Source organism: Pseudomonas sp. WS 5146 (assembly GCF_012985495.1).
Lineage (GTDB): Bacteria > Pseudomonadota > Gammaproteobacteria > Pseudomonadales > Pseudomonadaceae > Aquipseudomonas > Aquipseudomonas edaphica.
In genome coordinates this window covers 440,271-465,946 of sequence record NZ_JAAQWL010000001.1, presented here as the reverse complement: position 1 = coordinate 465,946, position 25,676 = coordinate 440,271, and the positions used below count along the sequence as shown (strand labels likewise).

Below are 25,676 nucleotides of genomic sequence, written 5' to 3'. Positions count from 1 at the left end.
GTGCGCAAACAAAAAAGGCGCCCCCACCAGTTACCTGGCGAGGACACCTTTGTCCGGTCCCGTTCTCTCGGGAAGCTCGACCCTTCGACGTTGAAGGGGCGGCTATATGTGAGTTGTTGATGAAGCTAATGCAGCGGTTGTGCCAAGTTGCCGGACGCCCGTTTTATTGGGATTCCCATTGATATCACATGGAAATTCGCCCCCTAGTGGTGCAGCAGCCAGTACAGCAGCACCAGATTGACCAGCAGCGAGACGGTCGCCAGGGTTTGCCAGACCTTGAGCGGCTCGCGCTCCAGCAACGGTTTGGGTCGTACGCTCAATTCACGGCGGTCGGCCTGTTCCAGCACCAGCAACCATTCCTCGGCGGTTTCATAACGTTCTGCGGGCTGTGCGGCCACAGCGCGTTCCAGGCTCAACGGCAACCAGTCCGGTAAATCGGGGCGGTAACGACTGGCGCTGACGGGCTGGGTGAAACGTGGCCGCTGGAAAGCTTCGATTTCACCGTAGGGGTAATGCCCGGTCAGCAGGTAATAGAGCGTGACACCGATACTGTATAAATCCTGTTGCGGCGTAGGACGTTCGCCACTGAAGGCTTCGGGCGCGATAAAACTTGGGGTGCCGGGCAGCAAATGGGCGCGGTCCTCGGAAAGCCCCGGGCAGTAGGCCAGGCCGAAATCCAGCACGCGTAATTCGCCATCATCGCCCAGCAGCAGGTTTTCCGGCTTGATGTCACGGTGCAGGATCTGCCGTCGATGCAGAAGGCCCACTGCCCGCAGCAAACGCTCGGCAATGGACTGCCATTGCGCCAAGGGCAGCGGGCCTTGTTGCTGGAACAGCTGCGCGAGGGTCTGCCCCGAATATTCACGCATCACGTAGTACAAATGCTGACGCCCACTGGCCGCATGCACTTCAGGAAACGCGCGCCCGGCCACTCGTCGCAGAAACCATTCTTCCGACAGCAAGGCTTGGCCGGCGTCGTTGTCATCGTCGCGGTTGAGCGGCAAGGTTTTCAACAGCCAAGCTTGTTGCTGGGCATCGCGCACGCGGTACAGCAATGACTGTCGGCTTTGCGCCAGCAGGCTTTCAACCTGCCAGCCTTCAAAGCGTTGCCCGGCCTTCAGGGGCGGTGGCAGCGGCCATTGCTGCAACTGCACCAGCGCATCGCCCAGGGTCGCGGCGCCTAGCTGGTCGATACGCACCAGCAGCGCGCTGGCATTGTCCTGGCTGGCGGCCAGGTGTGCGGCACTGACGAGCGTGTTCACCGCCACATCGAGATTGGTTTGTTCGCGCAGGATCGCGCTGATGCTGTGGTCGCCCAACGTGGCCCACACGCCATCGCTGAGCAGCAGGAAGCACTCGCCTTCGCGCAGTTCACCGTCGAGAAAGTCCAGCACCAGGTGCTGATCCAGGCCGAGGGCGCGCTTGAGCACATGCTGCATGCCCGGTTGTTCCCACACATGGTCTTGCGTGATGCGCTGCAACTCGCCGTCCAGCCAGCGATACACCCGGCAATCCCCCACATGCGCCAGGGTGAAGCGCTGGCCGCGAAATACCAGGGCGCTGAGGGTGGTCAGCAGCGGCTGGCCACCGCCGTTGGCCTGCAACCAGCGGTTCTGTGCCAGTAACAGTCGCTCCAGTGCCTGGGCCACGCCCCAGGTTTGCGGCGTGGCGTAGTAGTCCAGGGCCAGCGCCTGCAAGGTTGAACGGGCGGCCAGGCCACCGTCGGCGCATTGGCTGACGCCATCGGCGATGGCGCACAGGTAACCCTTGCTTGCGGCCAGTTCCGGCATGGGCGTGACCACCCGCAGGGCGTCCTGGTTTTCTGCCCGCGGGCCGATGGCGCTGGCCTGGGCGACGCTCAGTTGCAGGCTCATCAGACGCGTGCGGCGGTCACGGCGGCCGAGCCCCACGTGGTTCTCCAGCGACGCTTGACGCCGTGCAGGCCGAACCAGGCCAACACGCCAAGGCTGGCAAATAACCACAAGGCCAGCTGATAACTGCCGGTGCTCTGTTTGATCGCGCCCATGCCTGCCGCCAGAGCAAAGCCGCCAATGCCGCCCGCCATGCCGATCAGGCCGGTCATCACGCCTATTTCGCGGCGAAAACGCTGGGGCACCAGTTGGAACACCGCGCCATTACCTGCACCGAGGCCGAGCATGGTGCAGACGAAAAGCGCCAGTGCGGCGTAGGAACTTGGCAGGTTGAAACCCACGGCGGCGATGCAAATCGCTGCCACGCCGTACATGCCGAGCAGGGTGCGAATCCCACCGAAGCGGTCGGCCAGCGCGCCGCCCAATGGGCGCATCAAGCTGCCGCCAAACACACAGGCGGCGGTGTAGTAGCCGGCGGTCACCGGGCTCAGGCCGTACTGGTCGTTGAAGTAGCCGGGCAGGGCGCTGGCCAGGCCGATAAAGCCGCCGAACGTCACGCTGTAGAAGAACATGAACCACCAGCTGTCGCGGTCGCCCAGGGCTTTGAAATAGTCGGCCATGGACTTGGCTTTCGGGCGCTCGGGCGCATTACGCGCGAGCCACGCGAACACGATCAGTGTCAGCACCAGCGGGATCAGCGCGAAGCCGAACACATTGCTCCAGCCAAATGCGGCGGCCAGTACCGGCGCCAGCAAGGCGGCAAACACGGTGCCGGAGTTGCCGGCGCCGGCGATACCCATGGCCTTGCCTTGGTGCTCAGCCGGATACCACTGGGAGGCCAAGGGCAGGGCGACTGCAAAGGATGCACCGGCCATGCCCAGGAACACGCCCAGCAACAGCGCTTGCTCGTAGCTATGGATGCCGAGTTTCCAGGCGCCGAACAGGGCGGCGATCACAATCACCTGGCCGATCAGCCCGGCGGTCTTGGGTGACAGCTTGTCGGCCAGCATGCCCATCAAAAAGCGCAGCACCGCGCCTGCCAGGATTGGCGTGGCCACCACCAGGCCGCGTTGCTGGGTGGTCAGGTGCAGGTCGGCGGCAATCTGCACCGCCAGTGGCCCCAGCAGGTACCAGACCATGAAGCTCAGGTCGAAATACAGGAACGCGGCAAACAGGGTCGGGGTGTGCCCGGATTTCCAGAAGCTTGATTTCATCACGCACCTCAACGGTTGGGGGTCTTGTCAGAAGGCCTGTTGGCCCCAATCGCCGGGGCCAAAACGAAAAAAAACGCCGCCATCGAGTTCGCGAGTGCAAACCGGATGGGCGACGTCTTTGTCGTAAAAGGGGCAACCGCCGTTGGCTACCTGTAATAAGTGCTTAGCAAGAGCTGCGCCAGTTCAGCCGAGCAGCTCACTCATGGCGATGATCTGCTCGGCCACCTGGATCAATTTCTGCTGGCGGCTCATGGCCTGGCGGCGCATCAGGGTGTAGGCCTCTTCCTCATTGCAGTGCTTCATTTTCATCAGCATGCCCTTGGCCAACTCGATGCGCTTGCGCTCGGCCAACTGTTGGTCACGGGCCTGGAGCTGGGCGCGCAAGGCCTGGTCGCTTTCAAAGCGGGCCATGGCCACGTCGAGAATCGGCTGCAGGCGCTGGGCCTGAATGCCTTCGACGATGTAGGCGCTGACCCCTGACTTGATCGCCTGGCGCATCACATTGGGGTCGTGCTCATCGGTGAACATCACGATGGGTCGCGGCTGGTCGCGGCTGACCAGCACCACTTGCTCCATCACATCGCGACCGGGTGACTCGGTATCGATCAGGATCACGTCCGGGCGCACCGTTTCGACGCGCGCCGGCAAGTCGATGGTCAAGCCGGACTCATCGATCACCTCGAAACCGGCCTCGGTCAAAGCGGCTTTGAGGCGCCCGACCTTGCGCGGGGTGTCGTTGATCAACAGGATTCGTAACATAGTCGTGGTCCTGTCAGCGCAGTGCCTGGCGGCTGGTAAGGTCCGCCAGGGCATGCAGGCGGAAGCTGCGGGCGTAGGCGGCGGGGTCGGAGCCGTCCCAGATCTTGCCGTCGATCAACAGGCTGCTGCGCATGTCTTGGGCGTTGGCCGGGACGCCAACGGCAGTCGCGGCCTGGCGATACAGGTCCAGTTGCTGCACCTGGCGAGCCACGCCCAGGTAGTCCGGGTCTTCGCGCAGCAGGCCCCAACGTCGAAACTGGGTCATGAACCACATGCCATCGCAGAGGTACGGCAGGTTCACCTCGCCATCAGCAAAAAAGCGCAGGGCGTGCGGGTCTTGCCACTGGTTGCCGAGGCCGTCGTCATAAGCCCCCAGCAAGCGGGGTTCGATGCAGTCGAGCGGGGCATCGAGGTACTCGCGAGCGCTGAGCAGTTGTGCGGTGGAGCGGCGGTTTTCCTGGCTTTGTTCGATAAAACGGCTGGCCTCGAGGATCGCCATAACCAGTACGCGGGCGGTGTTTGGGTATTGATCGACGAACGCCTGGGTGCAGCCGAGCACTTTTTCTGGGTGGTTTGGCCAGATCGACTGGGTAGTGGCCAGGGTGAACCCCTGGTTTTGCTTGACCGCGCTGGCGCACCAGGGCTCACCGACACAAAAGCCGTCGATGCGCCCGGCTTGCAGGTGCGCGATCATCTGCGGTGGCGGCACCACCACACTGTCTACATCCTGCAACGGGTGAATGCCTTGGCTCGCCAGCCAGTAATACAGCCACATGGCATGGGTGCCTGTGGGAAATGTCTGGGCGAACGTCAGCTTTGTTCGGCTTTGGTGCACGTGGCGGTCGAGTGCCTCAGGAGTGGTCACGCCCTGCTGTTGCAGGCCGTGGGACAGGTTGATGCTCTGGCCGTTCTGGTTGAGCCCCATCAGTACCGCCATGTCGGTGGGCGCCACGCCGCCAATGCCCAGGTGTACGGCATAGATCAACCCGTACAGGCTGTGGGCGGCGTCCAGTTCACCGCTGACCAGTTTGTCGCGCAGGCTGGCCCAGGAGGATTGGCGCTTGAGGTTCAGCGTCAGGCCGTAGGGTTGGGCAAATCCCTGGGTGGCGGCGACCACCAATGAAGCGCAGTCGGTGAGTGCCATGAAACCCAGGTCCAGGCTGCTCTTTTCCGGGGCGTCACTGCCGTTGACCCACGCCAGTGGGGTGTTCACCGGGCTGTTGCCGACCGAGTCGTTCATCAACACCTACCTTTTCTGTCAAAAAAAAAGCATCGCTCCTTCGCATGGCAGTACAAGCCATTGCCGGGTAACGACGCCTTTGTCTGTAAGCCTGCTCCGACGTTGGCGCGGGCTTTGATGCAGAGTCCGTAGCAAGGCACATGCCACGGGGCGGCGGATGGAGCCTGCCGTCACCTTTCCATCAAGATTGAAACTCGAGTGCCTTTCAGTATGGCCGCTTCTTTGCGCCCGACTGCCAGGAACACCCAAGTTGCCTATCGATTCACCGACCCTGATGAGCTATCACCGATGAGCTCTCCCTGGCTATGCCGCTGGCTGCTGTGCGGTGCGTTGCTGTGGGCCAATGCCTGCGCCTGGGGCGCAAGCTACGAAGCCCGGGATGAAAGCCTGCATACCTTTTTCAGTGCGTTGTCGCATTCTTTGGGGGTGCCCGTCGTTGTCAGCCGCGAAGCGGCGCGTAAACGCATTTGCGGCACCTTCGATCTGGAGGCTGCGCAGCAGACCCTCGCAACCGTCGCCGAGCAGCAGGGCCTGATCTGGTACAGCGACGGGCAGGTGCTTTACCTGTATGACGCCAGCGAAGCAAAAAGCTCGGCGGTTGCGCTGCGGCACATTCCGGTCGACAGGTTGCGCGGGTTCATGCGCCGTTCGGGGCTTGATGAATCACGTTATCCGCTCAGAGAGAGCGGCGCGCGCACGTTCTATGTGTCCGGGCCACCTAATTATGTGAACCAGGTGTTGCACCTGGCCCAACTGATGGACAGGCCGCGCACCGAAGTGCGTGTCGGTAAACAGGCCTTCGGTGTGGTGCAGGTGTTCAACACCCATGTGGCAGACCGTCAGTACGTCATGGGTGACGACAAGGTCAATGTACCGGGCATGGCCACGATGATCGAGAACCTGCTGGCTATCGAGCAGAAGGATGCCAGGCAGCGCCCTCCGGGTTTGCTGGCTGACAAGAGCCTGTTGGTGATGGCCTACCCGGACTCCAACAGCTTGCTGATCAAGGGCAAGCCTGATCAGGTCAAGGTGATAGAGGAACTGGTGGCGGAGTTGGACAAGCCCAAGCGACCAATCGAAGTGTCGCTGTGGCAGATCGATGTAGACCGTAGAGAACTCGACAAGATGGGCGTGGCCTGGGCTCAGGAAACCGGCACCGGAGCCTCCGTGACGCGGGTGCTGGAGCCCTTGGATGACAGCCGTTTGATGGCACAGCTCGGTGTTCTTGAGCGGCGACGCAAAGCCAGGATCACCGCGTTCCCCGTGCTGCTTACCCAAGAGAATGTTCCAGCGGTTTTCCAGGACAACCATACTTTTTACCTGCCCAAGCCTGGTGCTGACAGCGGCAAGTGGGAGCCCGTTGGGTATGGCACCGAAGCCAGCGTGCTACCACGCTTTGCGGCAGCGAATCAGATTGAAATGCAGCTGACCCTTGAGGATGGCCGTCAACTGGACAGCAAACTCGAGCCAGGCTCGGTCGGGGCAGTAGGGCGGGTGGGAATCAACACGGTGGTGCGCGTGCCTCAGGGCAAGCGACTGTGGCTGGGCGCGTTTGAGCGTGAGGGCGGGGTGGGTTCCGCTCGGCGCGCCGAGGTACGGCTGTTTGTGATCCAGGCCCGGGCGGTTGGCGCAGAGCCGCGGATGCTGGCGGGTGCTATCGGGCCGCCGCCGCTGACGCAAAGTCAATATGAGCGTGTGCAACGCGCATTTGTGCGCGAAAACCGCGAAGCCTCTGACATCCAATAACTTTCTGAACGCCTATCAACGCTTTCCTGAGTGTTTGTTGCCGGTAATGGCGAAAAGTCCTACGCGATACGCACACAAAGCCTCGATTACATGGGCTTTTCCCTAGCGTTGTTCAGGGGCCGACTTTCTATAGTCGCGGGGTTGGCGTATCGACCGTTTCTGGAAACAAGGTAATCAATGTCAGTAGATCAGGTACAGAGGTGAATATGACCCTCGCGAATGAAGGGCTGGCAGCCTCGTGGTTTTTTGCCGGATGGACCTTGCATGTTGATGGCCGGTTAACGGGTGAGGGTGTGGATATTCAGCTGCCACCCAAGGAGTGGCAGGTGCTGCGGTTGCTGTTGGCATCCGGTGGTGTGCTGATGACCAAGGACCGTTTACTCGAGCAGGCCTGGTCCCGTGGCGAGGTTGCGGAAGAGTCGCTCACCCGTTGTATCTATGAATTGCGCAAGCACTTGAGAGAAGACAAAGGCTTTATCAAGACGATCTATGGCAGGGGGTATCGCTTTACCTGTGCTGTCACCGTTCGGCAACACACCCAACGGCTGCCCGGGCAGGCGTGTGTGCCTCGCATCTGTTCGGCCTGTGGCCAGGTGAACCATGATTAAGCGTTTGCGCAAAGGCTTGCTGCTGTGCCTGCTGATGGGCAGCTACCCGGCCTGGGCCAGTTGTTGGGAGGAAGTCGCCGGCCGGTATGACATTGAGCCGGAGCTGTTGAAAGCCATTGCTGTGGTGGAGTCGGGCGCACGCGCGGGCGCGATGAACCCGGGTAATAGCGATGGTTCGCGAGACATTGGCCTGATGCAGATCAACAGCATGCACTTGCCTCGTCTGGCCAAGCAGGGGATTACCGAGGAAAGGTTGCTGACTGAGCCGTGTTTATCGATCGAGGTGGGGGCTTCGATCCTGGCCGACTTCATCCAGCGCTTCGGTTACAACTGGACAGCCGTGGGGTCCTATAATGCCGGGCCGGCACCCGAGCGTGAGGCATTACGCCTGCGTTATGCAGAAAAAATCTGGGCGCAGTATGAAGCGTTGGTTGCACATCGCCAGTGACGAATGGACGGCACGCCTCGCACCCGGCGTGCCACCCCGGCTATAATCGCGCCACCTTTCGCCGCCATCCGAGTCTAGCCCGCCCATGTATACCCTGGCCCGCCAGCTGTTGTTCAAACTCTCCCCGGAAACCTCCCACGATCTGTCCCTGGACTTGATCGGTGCCGGTGGCCGCCTGGGGCTCAATGGTCTGGTATGCAAGGCACCGGCAAAAATGCCGGTTTCGGTGATGGGGCTCGATTTTCCCAACCCGGTCGGGCTGGCTGCGGGTCTGGACAAGAACGGCGCGGCCATCGACGGTTTTGCGCAACTGGGTTTCGGCTTTGTCGAGATCGGCACCGTGACGCCACGGCCACAACCGGGTAACCCGAAGCCGCGTATCTTCCGTTTGCCCGAAGCCGAGGCAATCATCAATCGCATGGGCTTCAACAACCTGGGCGTTGATAACTTGCTGTCGCGGGTTCAAGCCGCGAAGTACAAAGGCATTCTCGGCATCAATATCGGCAAGAACTTCGACACGCCGGTCGAGCGCGCCGTGGATGATTACCTGACCTGCCTGGACAAGGTCTACGCCCACGCCAGCTACGTCACGGTCAACGTCAGTTCGCCCAACACGCCAGGCCTGCGCAGCCTGCAGTTTGGTGATTCCCTCAAGCAATTGCTCGAAGCCTTGCGCCAGCGCCAGGAAGACCTGGCCGTGCGCCATGGCAAGCGCGTGCCGTTGGCCATCAAGATTGCCCCGGACATGAGCGATGAAGAAACCGTGCTGGTCGCCCAGGCCCTGGTGGATTCGGGCATGGATGCGGTGATCGCTACCAACACCACCTTAAGCCGCGTCGGCGTTGAAGGGCTGGCGCATGGTGACGAAGCGGGCGGCCTGTCGGGCGCGCCGGTGCGGGACCAGAGCACCCATATCGTCAAGGTACTGGCCGCTGAACTGGCGGGGCGCTTGCCGATCATCGCCGTGGGCGGCATCACCGAAGGCAAGCACGCAGCCGAGAAGATCGCTGCCGGCGCCAGCCTGGTGCAACTCTATTCCGGCTTTATCTACAAAGGCCCGGCGTTGATTCGCGAGTCGGTGGATGCCATCGCGGCTTTGCGCTGATAGATCAGCCAATAGATCGTTCCCACGCTCTTTAGATCGTTCCCACGCTCTGCGTGGGAATGCATCAAGTGACGCTCTGCGTCACAACTTCAAAACGGGACGCGGAGCGTCCTGGGCGGCATTCCCACGCAGAGCGTGGGAACGATCAGTAGATCAGCCAATTCCTGAGCATTAAAAAGGGCTCCAAAAGGAGCCCCCTGGGCCGAAGCCCGCCGCCCGGATAGGACGTGCGTGGTTAAGTCGTTACAAAATCTTCAAGGTGGTTGTCGGATTAAGTGCCCCGTGTCAGCCGACGGCGTGAAGTTCGTTGAGTCTGTGGATTCCCGCAGTGCCAGTCATACCGTCCCAGTTGTCGCCGCGTCCTTCTCGCCAGCCGTTGATCCAGGCTTGGCGTACCGACGGTAGAGTAAATGGGCAAAGCTCACGGGATTTACCATGAACGCCATATTGATATCCGCGTAAAAATGCTCTTTCCAACGGATCACGCTTAAGTCTTCTCATAGGGTGTTTCCCTCACTTGTTGACTGTCTAGATATCCTTCGGCCCCGCGTGGGGCCGGGCAGGGTTTTCCTGCCGTTGGTGGGCTCGCTGCCGGCGTGGCGAGCCTATGTGTCGGCGTCGTTACGGCGCCAACCTGTGTTGAGTTCTAACCAATAGGTCACATGGATTCAATGATCGTTTTGTCATAAGCACGTAACGATAACGATGCTATAGCCATAAGCTGGGATGGCTTTTCGCCCCATTTAATAGGCAAACCCAGCTATGATGTGCCCTGCATAGAGGATGGGTTTAATCCTTTAGTGAGAATGCCCGCCTGTTGCAGTCGGTTATTATTCGACGAAGGGTCGGAATATTTCTTTTTGTTGCGATGATTTATTTATCTGCCCCGGCAATTCAGGCCCAAACGCCCGGTAGCCGGGGTGGAACGGCACATTCGTGCCACGCGAGCACTCTTCAAGAAAAGTGCTTGATTGAAAACCGAGCCGGCGATGCGTCGCCCGTTCATTTATTGCTGAAAAGCCTGGAATGCCCCATGTCGGACCGTTTTGAACTCTTCCTCACCTGCCCCAAGGGCCTCGAAGGCCTGCTGATCGAGGAAGCCGTCGGGCTTGGCCTTGAGGAAGCCCGCGAGCACACCTCGGCCGTGCGCGGCATGGCCGACATGGAAACCGCCTACCGCCTGTGTCTCTGGTCGCGCCTCGCCAACCGCGTGCTGCTGGTGCTCAAGCGCTTCCCGATGAAGGACGCCGAGGACCTCTACCACGGCGTGCTGGATATCGAATGGGCCGACCACATGGTCCCGGACGGCACCCTGGCCGTTGAATTCAGTGGCCACGGCTCGGGCATCGACAACACCCACTTCGGCGCGCTGAAGGTCAAGGATGCGATTGTCGACAAGCTGCGCACCCCGACCGGCGAACGCCCGTCCATCGACAAGATCAACCCGGACCTGCGCATTCACCTGCGCCTGGACCGTGGCGAAGCCATCCTTTCCCTGGACCTGTCCGGTCACAGCCTGCACCAGCGCGGTTATCGCCTGCAGCAGGGCGCCGCACCGTTGAAGGAAAACCTCGCAGCCGCGATCCTGATTCGCGCCGGCTGGCCGCGTATTGCGGCCGAAGGCGGCGCGCTGACGGACCCGATGTGTGGTGTGGGCACCTTCCTGGTGGAAGGCGCAATGATCGCCGCCGACATGGCGCCCAACCTGAATCGTGAGCTGTGGGGCTTCACCACCTGGCTCGGTCACGTACCGGCGCTGTGGAAGAAGCTGCACACCGAGGCCACCGAGCGTGCTGCCATTGGCATGAACAAGCCGCCATTGTGGGTGCGTGGCTATGAGGCTGACCCGCGTCTGATCCAGCCCGCCCGTAACAACATCGAACGCGCAGGCTTAAGCCACTGGATCAAGGTGTACCAGGGCGAAGTCGGCACGTTCGAGCCGCGCCCGGACCAGAACCAGAAAGGCCTAGTGATCTGCAACCCGCCCTACGGCGAGCGTCTCGGTGACGAAGCCAGCCTGTTGTACCTCTACCAGAACCTCGGCGAGCGCTTGCGCCAGGCCTGCATGGGCTGGGAAGCGGCGGTGTTCACCGGCGCGCCGGACCTGGGCAAGCGCATGGGCATCCGCAGCCACAAACAGTATTCATTCTGGAACGGCGCGTTGCCGTGCAAGTTGCTGCTGATCAAGGTCAACCCGGACCAGTTCGTCACTGGCGAGCGCCGCACCCCGGAGCAGCGTCAGGCCGAGCGTGAGCAAGCCGCTTACGATCAAGCCCCGACCGAGCCGGTCGAGCGCCAGTACAACAAGAACGGCAACCCGATCAAGCCGGCTCCAGCCCCGGTGGTTGAGCAGGCGCGCCTGAGCGAAGGCGGGCAGATGTTCGCCAACCGCCTGCAAAAGAACCTCAAGCAGTTGGGCAAATGGGCCAAGCGCGAAGGTGTGGACTGCTACCGTGTGTACGACGCTGATATGCCGGAATACTCCATGGCCATCGACCTGTACCACGATTGGGTGCATGTGCAGGAATATGCCGCGCCTAAATCCATCGACCCGGAAAAAGCCTCTGCGCGTATGTTCGATGCGCTGGCCGCGATTCCCCAGGCGCTGAACGTCGACAAAAGCCGCGTGGTGGTCAAGCGTCGCGAACGTCAGAGCGGCACCAAGCAGTACGAACGTCAAAGCGCCCAAGGCAAGTTCACCGAAGTCAGCGAAGGCGGCGTGAAGCTGCTGGTCAACCTCACCGACTATCTGGATACCGGCCTGTTCCTCGACCATCGCCCGATGCGCATGCGCATCCAGAAGGAAGCGGCCGGCAAGCGTTTCCTCAACCTGTATTGCTACACCGCCACCGCGAGTGTGCACGCAGCCAAGGGCGGCGCGCGCAGCACCACCAGCGTCGACTTGTCCAAGACTTACCTGGACTGGGCGCGTCGCAACTTCTCCCTTAACGGTTTCTCTGACAAGAACCGCCTGGAGCAAGGTGATGTGATGGCCTGGCTGGAGGCGAGCCGTGATGAGTTCGACCTGATCTTCATCGACCCGCCGACCTTCTCCAACTCCAAGCGCATGGAAGGCATCTTCGACGTACAGCGTGACCACGTGCAGTTGCTCGACCTGGCCATGGCGCGCCTGGCGCCTGGCGGCGTGCTGTACTTCTCGAACAACTTCCGCAAGTTCGTGCTGGAGGACAACCTCAGCGAGCGCTACGCGGTCGAGGAAATCAGCGACAAAACCCTGGACCCGGACTTCGCACGTAACGCGAAGATTCACCGGGCCTGGAAAATCACCGCTCGCTGATCGCCACACTCAAGCTGCACCAAAAAGCCGCAAGCCCGGAATATTCCGGGCTTGCGGCTTTTTTGCACTGGTCAAACACCGGCCTCATGGTTATAACTTAACGCCTAGCCAAAGTGACACCCCCCGCACGCTGGCGTTGTGAGTGTTGCCTATGCCGATGCAAGCCGTTCGCCCGAAAATACTAGGCTTTATCAGTGAGCAGGCGTCGGCTTGGCTGGTGGCATTGGTGGTGTTATTGGCAGGTGGAGCGCTGACGGTCATCGTCGCCTGGGCGGCCGCCGACCTCTACAAACAGCAAGTGCGCCAGCGTTTCCAGTTATTGGTCAACGAGCGCTACACCCGCCTTCAGGAGCGGTTCGAAGACCAGGAGCAACGCCTGGCCAGCCTGCAGCGTTTCTTCGTCAATTCCAGTGACGTGTCCCGCGCCGAGTTCGATGGTTTCGCCAAGCCTTTGCTTCTGCGCGCCCGCGCCTATGCCTGGGCGCCGCGTATATTTCGCGAACAGCGCAACGCTTTTGAACAGGAAATCTCGCGTCAGCGTGGTACACCTTTCGCCATTAGAGAATTGAACACTTCGGGTGAACTGGCGCCGGCGCCCGAGCGCGACGAGTATGTGCCGGTGCTGTACAGCCAGACCCAAAGCTTGCTGGGTTCGCCCTTGGGGTTCGATCTGTTGGCCCAGCCACTGCGTCGTTCGGTGCTTGAGCGGGTGCAGAAAAGCGGCCGGCCTGCGGTGTCCCAGCCCATGCAGTTGGTGGGCGTAGAACCGGCTTATGCCGCCGGCGTCTTGTTGGTGGCGCCCGTGAGCAAACCCGTCGACACCGAGCCCCATGGTTATGTGATGGCAGTGATCAGCATGCGCCAACTGGTCGCCGATGGTTTGCCCAAGCCCAGCCGCGACAACCTGGTGATGCAGATCGTCGACACTTCCGACACGCAGCAGCGCGTGCTGTACGCGTCCAGCAACGCGGTGGGCGACAGCGGCCTTGTTGCCACGCGTCGTCTCACCCTCGGCGACCATGTGTATGCCTTGAGCGTTCGCGCCAGCCAGGTGTTCGACCAGGCCAATCACTCGTCGATGCACACCATACTGGCCATGGGCGTGCTCCTCAGTCTGCTGCTCAGTGCGTTGCTGTATGTGTTGGTCAGCCAGCGCCAGCGCGCGCTCAAGCTGGTGGAACAACGCACGCAGCAGTTGCACCTGCGTGAGCAGGAGCTTCGCGCAGCCCACGGGCAATTGCGCAGTGTGCTGAACGCCGCCACCCATGTTGCGATCATTGCCACTGACCTGCGGGGTGTGATCAACACCTTCAATGCCGGTGCCGAGAAAATGCTCGGGTTCAAATCCGAGGCGGTGGTGGGGCGACTGACCTTGGAAAGCCTGCATCTGGCCCTGGAACTCGAAGCGCGCGCGGCCAGTTTGAGCGTGGCCTTGGGCAAGCGTATTCCGGCGAGCCAGGCGATGCTGGTGGAAAGCCCGGACAATCTGCACGAGGCGCGCGAGTGGACATTATTGCGCGAGGATGGCCGCTACCTGACGGTGAATATGCTCACAACCGTATTGCTGGACGACTACGGCCTGTGGATCGGGCACCTGGCGATCTACATGGATGTGACCGAACAAAAACGCGCCTACGAGGCGTTGGCCGCGCGCGACCGACTACTCAAAAAGCTCAGTGCCCACGTGCCTGGCGGGATTTTTCAGTTCACCCTCGAACCCAAGGGGAAGGGGCGTTTCATCTATGCCAGCGATGGTATGCGCGATATCTATGAAATCGACACGGGCGTACTGCAGCAAGACGCGGACAAGGTGTTCGAACGCATTCATCCGCAAGACGTGGAGCGTGTGCGCCTGTCGATTCGTCTGTCAGCGCTGCAGTTGAGCCATTGGCGCGAAGAGTACCGGGTGGTGTTGCCGCAACGCGGCCTGCGCTGGATTCGCGGCGAAGCCACGCCGGAGGAGTTAACCGGCGGTGGCACGTTGTGGCATGGCTACGTGTCGGATATCTCCGATCTGAAGCGGGTCGAAGAGGAGCTGCGTGCGCTGTCGATTACCGACTCGCTGACGGGCATTCATAACCGCCGTTATTTTCAGGATCGCCTCAAGGCCGAGATGCTGCGGCTCAACCGAACCAAGGGCACATTGTCGTTGATCATGCTCGATATTGATCACTTCAAGCGCATCAATGACCAGCACGGGCATGCGGTGGGCGATGGGGTGTTGCAGGAAGTGTGCAAACGCATCGGCCGGCGCCTGCGCCGCACGGATGTGTTTTGTCGTTTGGGCGGCGAAGAGTTTGTGGTGCTGTGCCCGCATATCGATGCCGAGCAGGCTTATAGCCTGGCGATGGAGTTGTGGCAGTCGCTGCGCACCGAACCGATGGAGGTGGTGGGCGTGGTGACCGCCAGTTTCGGTGTGGCCAGTTGGCGGATCGATGAAGGGATTGACGGGCTGCTGCTGCGCGCGGACTCGGCGGTGTATGTGGCCAAGCAGGCGGGCCGTGACCGGGTGGAGGCCGAGCGCTTGCGCGCCTGATCGTTCCCACGCTCTGCGTGGGAATGCCTCTTGTGACGCTCTGCGTCACGCTTTGGGACGCAGAGCGTCCCAGGCTGCGTTCCCACGCGGAGCATGGGAACGATCAGTTACAAGACGGGCGCTGCGGCTGTCAGCTTCGGCTGGCGATACAGGTCCAGCAGCACCTGATCGAGCACCGAAGAAGCCCCCCATGGCTTCGAATCGTTGAGTATCGCCACCACCACCCAGGTGTTGCCATTGTTGTCGCGGCTGAACCCGGCAATGGCGCGCACGGTGTTCAAGGTGCCGGTCTTGACGTGAGCCTCACCGCGCAGAGCCGTGGTTTTCAGGCGTTTGCGCATGGTGCCGTCGGTGCCGGCAATCGGCAGCGAACTGATGTATTCCGCCGAGTACGGGCCTTTCCACGCCGCTTGCAGCATGGCCGCCATTTCGCGGGCGCTGACGCGTTCGGCGCGGGACAGGCCGGAGCCGTTCTCCATCACCAGGTGCGGCGCGGTGATGCCTTTTTTCGCCAGCCACTGACGCACCACGCGTTGCGCGGCCTTGGCGTCGTCGCCATCGGCGTCGTTGCGGAACTGCGCGCCCAGGCTCAGGAACAACTGCTGGGCCATGGTGTTGTTACTGTATTTGTTGATGTCACGGATGATTTCCGCCAGGTCCGGCGAGAACGCACGAGCCAGCACTTTAGCGTCCTTGGGCACTGGTGCCTGGATATCACGGCCCTGGATGGTACCGCCCAACTCCTGCCAGATCGCACGCACGGCGCCGGCGGTGTAGGTGGCGTGGTCGAGCAGCGACAGGTAGGTCTGCGAGCTGCACCCATCGCCCAACTGGCCGCTGACCGTCACGGTCACGCTGCCATCGGCGGCGGTCACCGGGCTGTAGCGCACATCGCCGGTGCATTGCTTGGCGTTGGAGACTTTGACCTGGTTGTCGATGCGGATGCTCGCAATCGGCGGCTCGACCGAGACGATCACCCGGCCCGAGTCATTGCGGGTGACAAAGCGCAGGGCCTTGAGGTTGACCAGCAGGGCGTCCGGCTTGACCAGGAACGGCTTGTTCTCGTCGTTGCCGTCGTCATTGAATTCAGGCAATTGCGGCTGATTGAAGAAACTGCGGTCCAGCACCAGGTCGCCAGTGACTTGCTGTACGCCATTGGCGCGCAGGTCGCGCATCAACAGCCAGAGTTTTTCCATATTCAGCTTGGGGTCGCCGCCGCCCTTGAGGTAGAGGTTGCCGCGCAACACGCCACCGCTGAGGGTGCCGTCGGTGTAGAACTCGGTCTTCCACTGGTGGTTGGGGCCGAGCATTTCCAGGGCTGCGTAGGTGGTGACCAGCTTCATGGTGGAGGCCGGGTTAACCGAAACATCAGCGTTGAACACGGTCGGCGTGCCGGGCCCGGTGAGGGGCAGCATCACCAACGACAGCGAAGTATTGGGTATTTTGGCTTTCTGCAGTGCCTGCTGAACATTTGGCGGCAGGCTGTTGTTGATCGGCGCGGCGGTGACGGAAAAAGCCAGAGGTAGAAGAAAACCGGCAAAGAGTACTGAACGAAAAGAGTTGATCATAAGGAATAAAACCCTACTGCTGAGAAGGGTGAAAAAGGTGAGGGGTATGGAAGAAAATCCCTCATTGGTCACGAAAGTGTCGGCATTATGCCCCAAGGTGGATCCAGTTGTAGCTGAACGATAGCGGGTATTTCGGGTTTTTTTGCAGACCAATGGCCGCCCGTCCCATAGAGTCGGGCAAAGGTCGGCTTAAACTGCTAAAGTGCCGGCCGTTATTACTTAAGAGGATTGTTCCAATGGCGACTAACCGTTCCCAGCGTCTGCGCAAAAAACTGTGCGTTGATGAATTTCAAGAGCTGGGTTTCGAACTGAACCTGGACTTCAAAGAAGACCTGAGTGAAGAAGCTACCGATGCTTTCCTCGAAGCATTCATCAAAGAAGCCATGGAAGCCAACGGTCTGGGCTATGTCGGCGGCGATGACTTCGGTCTGGTTTGCCTGCAGAAGCGTGGCTCGGTCAACGAAGAGCAACGCGTAGCTGTTGAAAGCTGGCTCAAAGGCCGCAGCGAGCTGAAAAGCGCTGAAGTCAGCCCACTGCTGGACGTGTGGTATCCGGAAAAGCCGATCAACGCGGCTAAGTGATACTAAAAAAACGGCGACCCTCGGGTCGCCGTTTTTTTATGCCTTGCGCCAATTCAGAATCAACAGCGTCAACACCCCCGCCACAATCCCCCAGAACGCCGAGCCGATGGAAAACAGCGTCAAGCCAGACGCGGTGACCATAAAGGTGATCAGCGCCGCTTCCCGCTCCTTGGGCTCATTCATGGCGATACTCAAACCATTGATGATCGAGCCAAACAACGCCAGGGCCGCAATCGACAGCACCAGTTCCTTGGGCAACGCTGCGAATAACGCCGCCAAGGTGGCGCCGAACACCCCGGCGATCCCGTAGAACACCCCGCACCAGACGGCCGCGGTGTAGCGCTTGTTGCGGTCTTCATGGGCATGTGGCCCGGTGCAGATGGCTGCACTGATGGCCGCCAGGTTGATGCCGTGGGAGCCAAAGGGCGCCAGCACCAGCGAGGCCAGCCCTGTTGCGGTGATCAACGGCGAGGCGGGTACGGTATAGCCGTCAGCGCGCAACACGGCGACGCCGGGCATGTTTTGTGAGGTCATTGCCACCACAAACAACGGGATACCGATGCTGATGGTCGCCGCCAGCGAGAAGTGCGGCGTGGTCCACACCGGTGTTGCCACTTCCAGGTGGAAACCGCTGAAGTCCAGCAAACCCATCAGCCCTGACAACAGGGTGCCGATTACCAGCGCGGCCAGTACTGCATAACGCGGCGACAGGCGCTTGATGATCAGATAGGTGAAAAACATCCCCAGCACCAGGCCAGTGCGATGTTGCGCGGCGACAAAAATCTCGCTGCCGATCTTGAACAGAATCCCCGCCAGCAAGGCGGCCGCCAATGAGGCGGGGATGCGCTTGACCAGTTTTTCAAAGCTGCCGGTCAGCCCGCAGAGCGTGACCAGCACCGCGCAGGTGATATAGGCGCCGATGGCCTCGCCGTAACTTACACCACCCAGGCTTGTGATCAGCAGCGCGGCGCCGGGCGTGGACCAGGCAATGGTGATCGGCGTGCGATAGCGCAACGACAGGCCGATGCTGCACACCGCCATGCCGATGGAGATCGCCCAGATCCACGAAGAAATCTGCGCCGTGGTCAAACCGGCTGCCTGGCCGGCCTGGAACATCAGCACCAGGGAACTGGTGTAGCCGGTCATCATGGCAATGAAGCCGGCGACGACGGCCGACGCAGAAGTGTCGGCCAATGGGCGCAAGGGCGCTTGAGTGGCGTCGGTCATGGAGAGGTGTTCCTTTTACCTGGGAAAAAGCGAATTCAAGCCTAAACTCAAACGTAACCACTCATTGCAATACAGCCGCCGCCGCAAATAGCCGTACAGTGTGTTGGCGCACTGGGTTGTGTACAATGTGCCCTGTTTTTAGGTGATACTTGCCAGCAACACGCTGTTGACGTATTACCGTTAATTCGCCGCCGTTCTCCAAACCCCGAGTGCCCATGAACGAACAGTTGCAACCTCTCAAGAAACAACCGCGAGCCGGCAAGGCTGGTCGCAGCGGAACCCAGGACGATATCGTCTACGCGCATATCTTCGAGGCGATCCTCGAACAGCGCCTGGCGCCCGGTACCAAATTGAGTGAAGAAGCACTGGGCGAAATCTTCGGCGTCAGCCGCACCATCATCCGCCGCGCGCTGTCGCGCCTGGCCCATGAAGGCGTGGTACTGCTGCGGCCCAATCGCGGTGCGGTGGTGGCAAGCCCGAGTGTAGAAGAGGCGCGCCAAGTATTTCTCGCCCGGCGGCTGGTGGAGCGGGCGATCACTGAGCTTGCGGTGCAGCACGCCACGGCCGAGCAATTGGCCGAACTGCGCCAGATGGTCAACGACGAGCGCGACAGCTTCTCACGGGGGGATCGCGGTGCCGGTATCCGTCTTTCCGGCGAATTCCACTTGAAGCTCGCCGAAGCGGCGAAGAATGCACCGCTGATCAGCTTCCAGCGCAGCCTGGTGTCGCAGACCTCGTTGATCATCGCCCAGTACGAAAGCGGCAACCGCTCGCACTGTTCCTACGATGAGCACACCCAACTGATCGATGCGATCGAAGCACGCGACGCGACGCTGGCAGTGAATTTGATGATGCACCATATGGATCACATCGACAGCAAGCTCAACCTCGACGAGGAAAGCGCGTCGGATGATTTGCACGCGGTGTTCTCGCATTTGCTGCAGACCAAGAAGCCAGGGCGTTCTTCAGTCAAACTGTGATGTTCCAGGTTCGCCTGGGACTAAAAATGTGGGAGCCGGGCTTGTGTGGGAGCTGGCTTGCCTGCGATGCAGGCACCGAGGTGTATCAGGTACACCGCGGTGATGCTATCGCAGGCAAGCCAGCTCCCACACAAGCCCAGCTCCCACATTTGTTTTGTGGTGTTGCTGAAATTAGCGCTGGTGCACCAACTGACCCGCTGCATACGTCTGCAACACCGTCCGGTCATCCCCCAACGTCATCAACACAAACAACGTCTCGGCAATGTTATTGGCCTGCTTCAAGCGATAGCTGAGCAGCGGCGTAGCGTTGTAGTCCAGCACCAAAAAGTCCGCATCCGTGCCCGGCTGCAATGTGCCGATCTTGTCTTCCAGACGCAGTGCCCGCGCACCGCCCAAGGTGGCCAGGTACAGCGACTTGAACGGGCTCAAACGCGCGCCCTGCAATTGCATGACCTTGTAGGCTTCGTTCAGGGTTTGCAGCAGCGAGAAGCTGGTGCCACCGCCCACGTCAGTGCCCAGGCCGACATTCAGCTTGTGCTTCTCGGCCATCGGCAAGTTGAACAAGCCACTGCCGAGGAATAGGTTCGAGGTCGGGCAGAACGCCACGGCTGAACCCGTCTCCGCCAGCCGTGCGCACTCGTCATCACACAGGTGTACGCCGTGGGCAAACACCGAGCGCTCGCCCAGTAGTTTGTAGTGGTCGTACACATCCAGATAGCCATTGCGCTCCGGGAACAGCGCTTTTACCCACTCGACTTCCTGCTTGTTCTCGCTGATGTGCGTCTGCATGTACAGGTCCGGGTATTCGCCCAGCAGTTGCCCGGCCAGCGCCAGTTGCTCCGGGGTGCTGGTCGGCGCAAAACGTGGCGTGACGGCATAGTGCAAGCGGCCCTTGCCGTGCCAGCGTTCGATCAGCGCCTTGCTTTCCTGGTAGCCGGATTCGGCGGTGTCGGTCAGGTAGTCCGGCGCGTTGCGGTCCATCATCACCTTGCCGGCGATCATGCGCAGGTCGAGTTTCTCGGCGGCTTCAAAGAACGCGTTCACCGACTGCGGGTGCACGCTGCCAAACACCAACGCGGTGGTGGTGCCATTGCGCAGCAGTTCCTTGATAAAGATACCCGCGACTTCCTCGGCGTGGGCCTTGTCGGCGAACTGGCTTTCACACGGGAAGGTGTAGGTGTTGAGCCAATCCAGCAACTGCTCGCCATAGGCACCAACCATGCCGGTTTGCGGCAGGTGGATATGGGTGTCGATCAGGCCGGGCGTGATCAGCGCATCCTGATAATGGGTCACGTCGATGTCGGCGGGCAGGGTTGGCAGCAAATCGCTGGCGTGGCCCAGGGCGCTGATCTGGCCGTTATCGATCACCAGCAGGCCGTCTTCGAAATACTCATAAGAGGCTTCGATCCCCACTTCGGCGGGGTCGGCGATGCTGTGCAAAATGGCGGCGCGGTAGGCTTTGCGAGTCAAAGGCATGGTGATCTCAATGTGTTAGATAGCTTGGCTGCGACGCGAGGCCGGCAGCAGTTTGGCAATAGGTTCGGCGCTCGCACTGTGCTGGCCGAAATTCGCGTTATAGGTGGCGATGATTTCGCCGGCGATGGAGATGGCGATCTCCACCGGCAGTTTGCCCTTCACCTCGGTGAGGCCCATGGGGCAGCGCATGCGTTGCAGTTGCGCGGTGTCGAAGCCGCGATCTCGCAGGCGGTGTTCGAACTTGACCCGCTTGGTCTTTGAACCGATCAGGCCGAAATAGGCAAAGTCATTGCGCTTGAGCAGGGCGGCAGTCAGTTCCAGGTCCAGCGCGTGGTTGTGGGTCATCACGATGCAGTAACTGCCCACCGGCAGGTCGGCAATTTCGTCGACCGGCTCTTCGCTGATGATTTTACGCACGCCCTGAGGGATGTGTTCTGGAAACTCCTGATCACGCGAATCAATCCAGCGCACCCGACACGGCAGGCTTGCCAACAACGGCACCAGCGCGCGGCCGACATGGCCGGCGCCAAATACCGCGATCTGCGCCTGCACCTGGCCCATGGGTTCGAACAGCAACACCGTCACGCCGCCGCAGCACTGGCCCAGGCTGGCGCCGAGGCTGAAGCGCTCCAGATGGGTGTTCTGCTGGCCACGCACCAGCATGTCACGGGCGATCTGCATCGCCTTGTATTCCAGGTGCCCGCCGCCGATGGTGTCGAAGGTGTGCGCGGCGCTGATGACCATTTTTGAGCCGGCGTTGCGCGGCGTGGAGCCGAGCTCTTCGATGATGGTCACCAGCACGCAGGGTTCACCCTGGTTCTGCAGGTCGGCGAGGGCGCTGATCCAGTTGTTCATAGTCACCTCCAGTCAGATCGTTCCCACGCTCCGCGTGGGAATGCATACCGTGACGCTCTGCGTCACAACAGCGGACGCACAGCGTCCAAGGCGGCATTCCCACGCAGAGCGTGGGAACGATCAAGCCAGTTCAGTCTCAACGGTTTTTGCAGCGCTCAACTGCCGCATCTGCTCACAGCCCCACAACACTCGCTCCGGCGTCGCCGGCGCATCAATCTTCGGCTGATGGCGATAGTCACCCAAGCTTGCCACGGCATCCTTGATCGCACACCACGAAGCAATCCCGAGCATAAACGGCGGCTCGCCCACGGCCTTGGAGTGGAACACCGTGTCTTCCGGGTTTTTGCGGTTTTCCACCAGCTTCACACGCAAATCCAGTGGCATGTCCGCCACGGCCGGGATCTTGTAGCTGGCCGGGCCGTTGGTCATCAGCTTGCCCTTGTTGTTCCACACCAGCTCTTCCATGGTCAGCCAGCCCATGCCCTGGATAAAGCCGCCTTCGACCTGGCCGATGTCGATGGCCGGGTTCAGCGAGGCGCCCACATCGTGGAGGATGTCGGTGCGCAACATCTTGTATTCGCCGGTCAGGGTGTCGACGATCACTTCGCAGCAGGCCGCGCCGAACGCGAAGTAATAGAACGGCCGGCCACGTGCCTGGCTGCGGTCGTAAAAGATTTTTGGGGTTTTGTAAAAGCCGGTGCTCGACAGCGAAACCTGAGCGAAATACGCCTGCTGGATCAACGCCTCAAAAGTCAGGATCTGATCGCGCACGCGCACGTGGCCATTGTGGAACTCCACGTCCGCTTCACTCACGTCGTACTTGCGCGCGGCAAATTCCACCAGGCGCTGCTTGATGGTTTCGGCAGCGTTCTGCGCGGCCTTGCCGTTCAAGTCGGCACCGCTGGAGGCGGCGGTCGGCGAGGTGTTGGGCACCTTGTCGGTGTTGGTGGCGGTGATCTGCACGCGGTCGATCTCGACCTGGAATATTTCAGCCACCACCTGCGCGACCTTGATGTTCAAGCCCTGGCCCATCTCGGTGCCGCCGTGGTTCAGGTGGATGCTGCCGTCGGTGTAAATGTGGATTAACGCGCCAGCCTGGTTGAGGAAACTGGCGGTAAACGAAATACCGAATTTCACCGGCGTCAGCGCCAGGCCTTTTTTCAGAATCGGGCTGTGGGCGTTGTACAGGCGGATCGCCTCGCGACGCTCGGCGTACTGGCTGCTGGCTTCAAGCTCGGCGGTCATTTCTTCGAGCATGTTGTGCTCGACGGTCTGGTAGTAGTGGGTGACGTTGCGCTCGGTCTTGCCGTAGTAATTGGCCTTGCGCACCGCCAACGGGTCCAGCGCCAGATGACGCGCAATGGCGTCCATGACTTCTTCGATGGCAACCATGCCTTGCGGGCCGCCAAAGCCGCGATACGCTGTGTTGGACGCGGTGTTGGTCTTGCAGCGGTGGCCGTTGACGGTGGCGTCGCCCAGGTAATACGAGTTGTCGGAGTGGAACATGGCGCGGTCGACAATCGAGTTGGACAGGTCCGGCGAACAGCCGCAGTTACCTGCCAGGTCCAGATTGATGCCGTGCAGGCGGCCGTTGTCGTCAAAGCCCACGTCGTATTCGATATAGAACGGGTGGCGCTTGCCGGTCATCAGCATGTCTTCGACACGCGGCAGGCGCATCTTGGTCGGCTGGCCGGTCAGGCGCGCGACCACCGCGCACAGGCACGCGGGGCTGGCGGCCTGGGTTTCCTTGCCGCCAAAACCCCCGCCCATGCGGCGCATGTCCACGACGATTTTATTCATCGACACGTCGAGCACTTCGGCCACCAGCTTTTGCACTTCGGTGGGGTTTTGCGTGGAGCAGTAGACGATCATGCCGCCGTCTTCGGTGGGCATTACCGAGGAAATCTGGGTTTCCAGGTAGAAGTGTTCCTGGCCGCCGATATGCAGGGTGCCCTGGATACGGTTTTTCGCGGTGGCCAGTGCGCCCGCCGAATCACCGCGTTGGTGGGTGTGGCTGTCGAGCACAAAGTGCTTCTTGCGAAAGGCCTCGACCACGTCCAGCACCGGCTCCAGGTCTTCGTATTCGATCACCGCCGCCATGGCCGCTTTGCGCGCGGTTTCCAGGTCGCGGGCGGCCACGGCCAGCACCACTTGGCCGACAAACTGCACGGTGTCGATGGCCAGTAACGGGTCGCCGGGCATCAATGGACCAATGTCTTTGAGGCCCGGCACATCTTCATGGGTGATGACGATACGCACGCCGTCAAAGGCGTAGCAGGGCGCGGTGTCGATGCTGATGATGCGCGCATGGGCGTGGTCGGACATACGCGCGTACAGGTGCAACTGGTTAGGAAATTCCAGGCGATCATCGATGTACTGCGCTTCACCGCTGACATGCTTGGCGGCGCTGTCATGCTTGACGCTGCGGCCGACCCCGGTGGTCAGGTCCTGGGCAAACAGCTCGGCGAGTTCGGCCTGGGTTTTAACGACGGCGTGATGGTTAGACATAAGCGGTCACCCGAGTCTCGATGTGCGGTGTTTGCAGTTCGATGAAGTATTTGCGCAGCAGATTCTGCGCGCTGAGCAGGCGGTATTCCTTGCTGGCGCGGAAGTCTGACAGCGGGGTGAAATCCTGGGCGAGGGCGGCGCAGGCTTTCTCCACCGTGGCGGCGTTCCAGGTGGCGCCGACCAATACGGTTTCGCAGCTTTTCGCGCGTTTGGGCGTGGCGGCCATGCCACCGAACGCCACGCGGGCGTCGCTGATCACACCGTTGTCGAGCTTCAGGTTGAAGGCGGCGCACACGGCGGAAATATCATCGTCCAGGCGCTTGGAAACCTTGTAGGCGCGGAACAGCGCGTGGCCCTTGGGCACGATGATCTTCTCGATAAACTCGCTGTCCTGGCGCGCAGTGACACGGTAGTCGATAAAGTAATCTTCCAGCGCCAGGGTGCGACGGGTGTCGCCCTTGCACAGCATGATCTGCGCGCCGAGCGCGATCAGCAGTGGTGGCGAATCGCCGATGGGCGACGCATTGCCGATATTGCCGCCCAGCGTGCCCTGGTTGCGGATTTGCAGCGAAGCGAAGCGGTGCAGCAAATCGCCGAAGTCCGGGTATTCGTGGTGCAGCGCGCTGTAGCAGTCGGACAGCGGTGTAGCCGCGCCGATTTCCAGGCGGTCGTCGAACGACTCGATGCGCTTCATCTCTTCAATGTTGCCCACGTAGATCATCACCGGCAGCACACGGTGGAACTGCGTGACTTCCAGTGCCAGGTCAGTGCCGCCCGCCAGCAAGCGCGCCTGCGGATAGGCGTCGTAGAGATCGGCCAGATCGGCAACGGTGAGCGGCACCAGACAGCGTTTGTCGCCGCTGTTGAGTTCACCGGTTTGCGTGGGCGCGATGGCTTTGAGACGGGCGATGGTCTCGGCCTGGCGGCTGTCGAACTGATCAGCCGGCTTGTTGCAGCAGGCCTGTTCGGCGGCGGCGAGGATCGGTCGATAACCGGTGCAACGGCACAGGTTACCGGCCAGGGCTTCATGGGCTTTCTGGCTATTGGGGGCGTCGCTGTTCTTTTGCAGGGCAAACAGCGACATCACAAAGCCTGGGGTGCAAAAGCCGCATTGCGAGCCGTGGCACTCGACCATGGCCTGTTGCACGCTGTGCAGTTGGCCTTGATGCTTGAGGTCTTCGACGCTGATCAGCTGTTTGCCGTGCAATGACGACACAAACGTCAGGCAGGAATTGAGGCTGCGATAGCGGATCTGCTCCGCGCCTTGAGTGTCGGTGTGCAATTCGCCGACCACCACGGTGCATGCACCGCAATCGCCGCTGGCGCAGCCTTCCTTGGTGCCGGATTTGCCCAAATGCTCGCGCAAATAGTTGAGCACGGTCAGGTTGGGGTCCAGGGCGTGCTCGCTACGGAGTTCCTGGTTAAGTAAAAACTGGATCACGGAAGGCCTCGCAGACTCATTATTGTTGTTAACCGCTTTGCGCCGAATCTAGTCATGTCTGACTTTTCGGTCAACGATTTTCTGACCGGAAGGTCAAGAAATTGCGATCGCAACACTTTTAATTATGGTCCAGTCTTCTGGAACCGGTGTTTTTGCTGGCTTTTGGCTTTTCATCGCTGCTTATTTCATGCCAAATTCGCGCCTGTGGGCGTAGC

General features: G+C 60.8%; 19 protein-coding genes. 8 read left to right on the top strand and 11 right to left on the bottom strand.

Features of this window, described 5'->3' with window-relative positions:
- Window positions 1–203: 203 nt before the first annotated feature.
- The 4 genes from HBO41_RS02015 to HBO41_RS02000 form a co-directional block, all read right to left on the bottom strand.
- The gene (locus tag HBO41_RS02015; RefSeq protein WP_138451665.1) at window positions 204–1,874 is read right to left on the bottom strand and encodes a bifunctional protein-serine/threonine kinase/phosphatase; all 1,671 of its coding nucleotides are present in this window, start codon (window positions 1,872–1,874) and stop codon (window positions 204–206) included.
- Window positions 1,874–3,085, bottom strand: coding sequence for a NarK/NasA family nitrate transporter (locus HBO41_RS02010; protein ID WP_058422064.1), 1,212 nt, complete (start codon window positions 3,083–3,085; stop codon window positions 1,874–1,876). The genes HBO41_RS02015 and HBO41_RS02010 overlap by 1 nt, the downstream gene beginning before the upstream one ends.
- A gap of 183 nt (window positions 3,086–3,268) precedes the next feature.
- Window positions 3,269–3,844 (bottom strand): ANTAR domain-containing response regulator, encoded by a 576-nt coding sequence (locus HBO41_RS02005; RefSeq protein WP_053257467.1) that lies wholly within the window; start codon window positions 3,842–3,844, stop codon window positions 3,269–3,271.
- Window positions 3,845–3,857: 13 nt separating this feature from the next.
- A complete protein-coding gene (locus HBO41_RS02000; protein ID WP_017134768.1) occupies window positions 3,858–5,084 on the bottom strand; it encodes a CmpA/NrtA family ABC transporter substrate-binding protein in 1,227 nt (408 codons plus the stop codon).
- Between the two features lie 288 nt (window positions 5,085–5,372).
- Here HBO41_RS02000 and sctC point away from each other — a divergent pair, with 288 nt between their 5' ends.
- From sctC to HBO41_RS01980, 4 genes are all read left to right on the top strand, one after another.
- On the top strand, window positions 5,373–6,830 hold the full coding sequence (sctC, locus tag HBO41_RS01995; protein WP_169984963.1) for a type III secretion system outer membrane ring subunit SctC: 1,458 nt from the start codon (window positions 5,373–5,375) through the stop codon (window positions 6,828–6,830).
- Window positions 6,831–7,036: 206 nt separating this feature from the next.
- Complete coding sequence (locus HBO41_RS01990) at window positions 7,037–7,438, top strand: winged helix-turn-helix domain-containing protein (protein WP_169984961.1); 402 nt, start codon at window positions 7,037–7,039, stop codon at window positions 7,436–7,438.
- The gene (locus tag HBO41_RS01985) at window positions 7,431–7,886 is read left to right on the top strand and encodes a transglycosylase SLT domain-containing protein (RefSeq protein WP_099548806.1); all 456 of its coding nucleotides are present in this window, start codon (window positions 7,431–7,433) and stop codon (window positions 7,884–7,886) included. Before HBO41_RS01990 ends, HBO41_RS01985 begins: the two co-directional genes overlap by 8 nt.
- Window positions 7,887–7,971: 85 nt before the next feature.
- Window positions 7,972–8,991 carry a quinone-dependent dihydroorotate dehydrogenase gene (locus tag HBO41_RS01980; protein WP_017134772.1) on the top strand — a complete coding sequence of 340 codons (1,020 nt, stop codon included), beginning with the start codon at window positions 7,972–7,974 and terminating at the stop codon, window positions 8,989–8,991.
- A 285-nt stretch (window positions 8,992–9,276) separates the two neighbouring features.
- Here the strand turns inward: HBO41_RS01980 and rmf are convergent, their stop codons facing one another.
- The gene (gene rmf, locus HBO41_RS01970) at window positions 9,277–9,492 is read right to left on the bottom strand and encodes a ribosome modulation factor (protein WP_002553055.1); all 216 of its coding nucleotides are present in this window, start codon (window positions 9,490–9,492) and stop codon (window positions 9,277–9,279) included.
- A 532-nt stretch (window positions 9,493–10,024) separates the two neighbouring features.
- Between rmf and rlmKL the strand changes: the two genes are divergently transcribed.
- Window positions 10,025–12,289, top strand: a complete 2,265-nt coding sequence (gene rlmKL, locus HBO41_RS01965) for a bifunctional 23S rRNA (guanine(2069)-N(7))-methyltransferase RlmK/23S rRNA (guanine(2445)-N(2))-methyltransferase RlmL (RefSeq protein WP_017134773.1) — start codon at window positions 10,025–10,027, stop codon at window positions 12,287–12,289.
- 151 nt (window positions 12,290–12,440) lie between these two features.
- Window positions 12,441–14,825: a diguanylate cyclase gene (locus HBO41_RS01960; RefSeq protein ID WP_169984959.1), complete on the top strand. Its 2,385-nt coding sequence runs from the start codon at window positions 12,441–12,443 to the stop codon at window positions 14,823–14,825.
- Window positions 14,826–14,932: 107 nt separating this feature from the next.
- Here the strand turns inward: HBO41_RS01960 and dacB are convergent, their stop codons facing one another.
- Complete coding sequence (gene dacB, locus HBO41_RS01955; protein WP_017134775.1) at window positions 14,933–16,393, bottom strand: D-alanyl-D-alanine carboxypeptidase/D-alanyl-D-alanine-endopeptidase; 1,461 nt, start codon at window positions 16,391–16,393, stop codon at window positions 14,933–14,935.
- 236 nt (window positions 16,394–16,629) lie between these two features.
- Between dacB and HBO41_RS01950 the strand changes: the two genes are divergently transcribed.
- Complete coding sequence (locus tag HBO41_RS01950) at window positions 16,630–16,974, top strand: YggL family protein (protein WP_033900540.1); 345 nt, start codon at window positions 16,630–16,632, stop codon at window positions 16,972–16,974.
- A gap of 36 nt (window positions 16,975–17,010) precedes the next feature.
- Here HBO41_RS01950 and HBO41_RS01945 read toward each other — a convergent pair whose 3' ends face one another.
- A complete protein-coding gene (locus HBO41_RS01945; RefSeq protein WP_017134777.1) occupies window positions 17,011–18,201 on the bottom strand; it encodes a benzoate/H(+) symporter BenE family transporter in 1,191 nt (396 codons plus the stop codon).
- A gap of 215 nt (window positions 18,202–18,416) precedes the next feature.
- Between HBO41_RS01945 and HBO41_RS01940 the strand changes: the two genes are divergently transcribed.
- A complete protein-coding gene (locus HBO41_RS01940; RefSeq protein WP_017134778.1) occupies window positions 18,417–19,181 on the top strand; it encodes a GntR family transcriptional regulator in 765 nt (254 codons plus the stop codon).
- Between the two features lie 171 nt (window positions 19,182–19,352).
- Here HBO41_RS01940 and guaD read toward each other — a convergent pair whose 3' ends face one another.
- From guaD to xdhA, 4 genes are all read right to left on the bottom strand, one after another.
- Window positions 19,353–20,657 (bottom strand): guanine deaminase, encoded by a 1,305-nt coding sequence (guaD, locus tag HBO41_RS01935; protein ID WP_169984950.1) that lies wholly within the window; start codon window positions 20,655–20,657, stop codon window positions 19,353–19,355.
- Between the two features lie 15 nt (window positions 20,658–20,672).
- Window positions 20,673–21,512 carry a xanthine dehydrogenase accessory protein XdhC gene (xdhC, locus tag HBO41_RS01930; protein WP_017134780.1) on the bottom strand — a complete coding sequence of 280 codons (840 nt, stop codon included), beginning with the start codon at window positions 21,510–21,512 and terminating at the stop codon, window positions 20,673–20,675.
- 120 nt (window positions 21,513–21,632) lie between these two features.
- Window positions 21,633–24,020, bottom strand: a complete 2,388-nt coding sequence (gene xdhB / locus HBO41_RS01925) for a xanthine dehydrogenase molybdopterin binding subunit (protein WP_169984949.1) — start codon at window positions 24,018–24,020, stop codon at window positions 21,633–21,635.
- Window positions 24,013–25,461, bottom strand: a complete 1,449-nt coding sequence (xdhA, locus tag HBO41_RS01920) for a xanthine dehydrogenase small subunit (RefSeq protein WP_169984947.1) — start codon at window positions 25,459–25,461, stop codon at window positions 24,013–24,015. The genes xdhB and xdhA overlap by 8 nt, the downstream gene beginning before the upstream one ends.
- Window positions 25,462–25,676 lie beyond the last annotated feature (215 nt).

Bases quoted from the DNA above. Each gene is read 5' to 3' on its own strand.
- HBO41_RS01980 (WP_017134772.1), top strand. From the start codon at position 7,972: ATGTATACCCTGGCCCGCCAGCTGTTGTTCAAACTCTCCCCGGAAACC.
- HBO41_RS02010 (WP_058422064.1), bottom strand. From the start codon at position 3,085: ATGAAATCAAGCTTCTGGAAATCCGGGCACACCCCGACCCTGTTTGCC.
- HBO41_RS01950 (WP_033900540.1), top strand. From the start codon at position 16,630: ATGGCGACTAACCGTTCCCAGCGTCTGCGCAAAAAACTGTGCGTTGAT.
- guaD (WP_169984950.1), bottom strand. From the start codon at position 20,657: ATGCCTTTGACTCGCAAAGCCTACCGCGCCGCCATTTTGCACAGCATC.
- HBO41_RS01985 (WP_099548806.1), top strand. From the start codon at position 7,431: ATGATTAAGCGTTTGCGCAAAGGCTTGCTGCTGTGCCTGCTGATGGGC.
- HBO41_RS01940 (WP_017134778.1), top strand. From the start codon at position 18,417: ATGAACGAACAGTTGCAACCTCTCAAGAAACAACCGCGAGCCGGCAAG.
- sctC (WP_169984963.1), top strand. From the start codon at position 5,373: ATGAGCTCTCCCTGGCTATGCCGCTGGCTGCTGTGCGGTGCGTTGCTG.
- rmf (WP_002553055.1), bottom strand. From the start codon at position 9,492: ATGAGAAGACTTAAGCGTGATCCGTTGGAAAGAGCATTTTTACGCGGA.
- xdhC (WP_017134780.1), bottom strand. From the start codon at position 21,512: ATGAACAACTGGATCAGCGCCCTCGCCGACCTGCAGAACCAGGGTGAA.
- rlmKL (WP_017134773.1), top strand. From the start codon at position 10,025: ATGTCGGACCGTTTTGAACTCTTCCTCACCTGCCCCAAGGGCCTCGAA.
- xdhB (WP_169984949.1), bottom strand. From the start codon at position 24,020: ATGTCTAACCATCACGCCGTCGTTAAAACCCAGGCCGAACTCGCCGAG.
- HBO41_RS01960 (WP_169984959.1), top strand. From the start codon at position 12,441: ATGCCGATGCAAGCCGTTCGCCCGAAAATACTAGGCTTTATCAGTGAG.
- HBO41_RS01945 (WP_017134777.1), bottom strand. From the start codon at position 18,201: ATGACCGACGCCACTCAAGCGCCCTTGCGCCCATTGGCCGACACTTCT.
- HBO41_RS02015 (WP_138451665.1), bottom strand. From the start codon at position 1,874: ATGAGCCTGCAACTGAGCGTCGCCCAGGCCAGCGCCATCGGCCCGCGG.
- dacB (WP_017134775.1), bottom strand. From the start codon at position 16,393: ATGATCAACTCTTTTCGTTCAGTACTCTTTGCCGGTTTTCTTCTACCT.
- HBO41_RS02005 (WP_053257467.1), bottom strand. From the start codon at position 3,844: ATGTTACGAATCCTGTTGATCAACGACACCCCGCGCAAGGTCGGGCGC.
- HBO41_RS01990 (WP_169984961.1), top strand. From the start codon at position 7,037: ATGACCCTCGCGAATGAAGGGCTGGCAGCCTCGTGGTTTTTTGCCGGA.
- HBO41_RS02000 (WP_017134768.1), bottom strand. From the start codon at position 5,084: ATGAACGACTCGGTCGGCAACAGCCCGGTGAACACCCCACTGGCGTGG.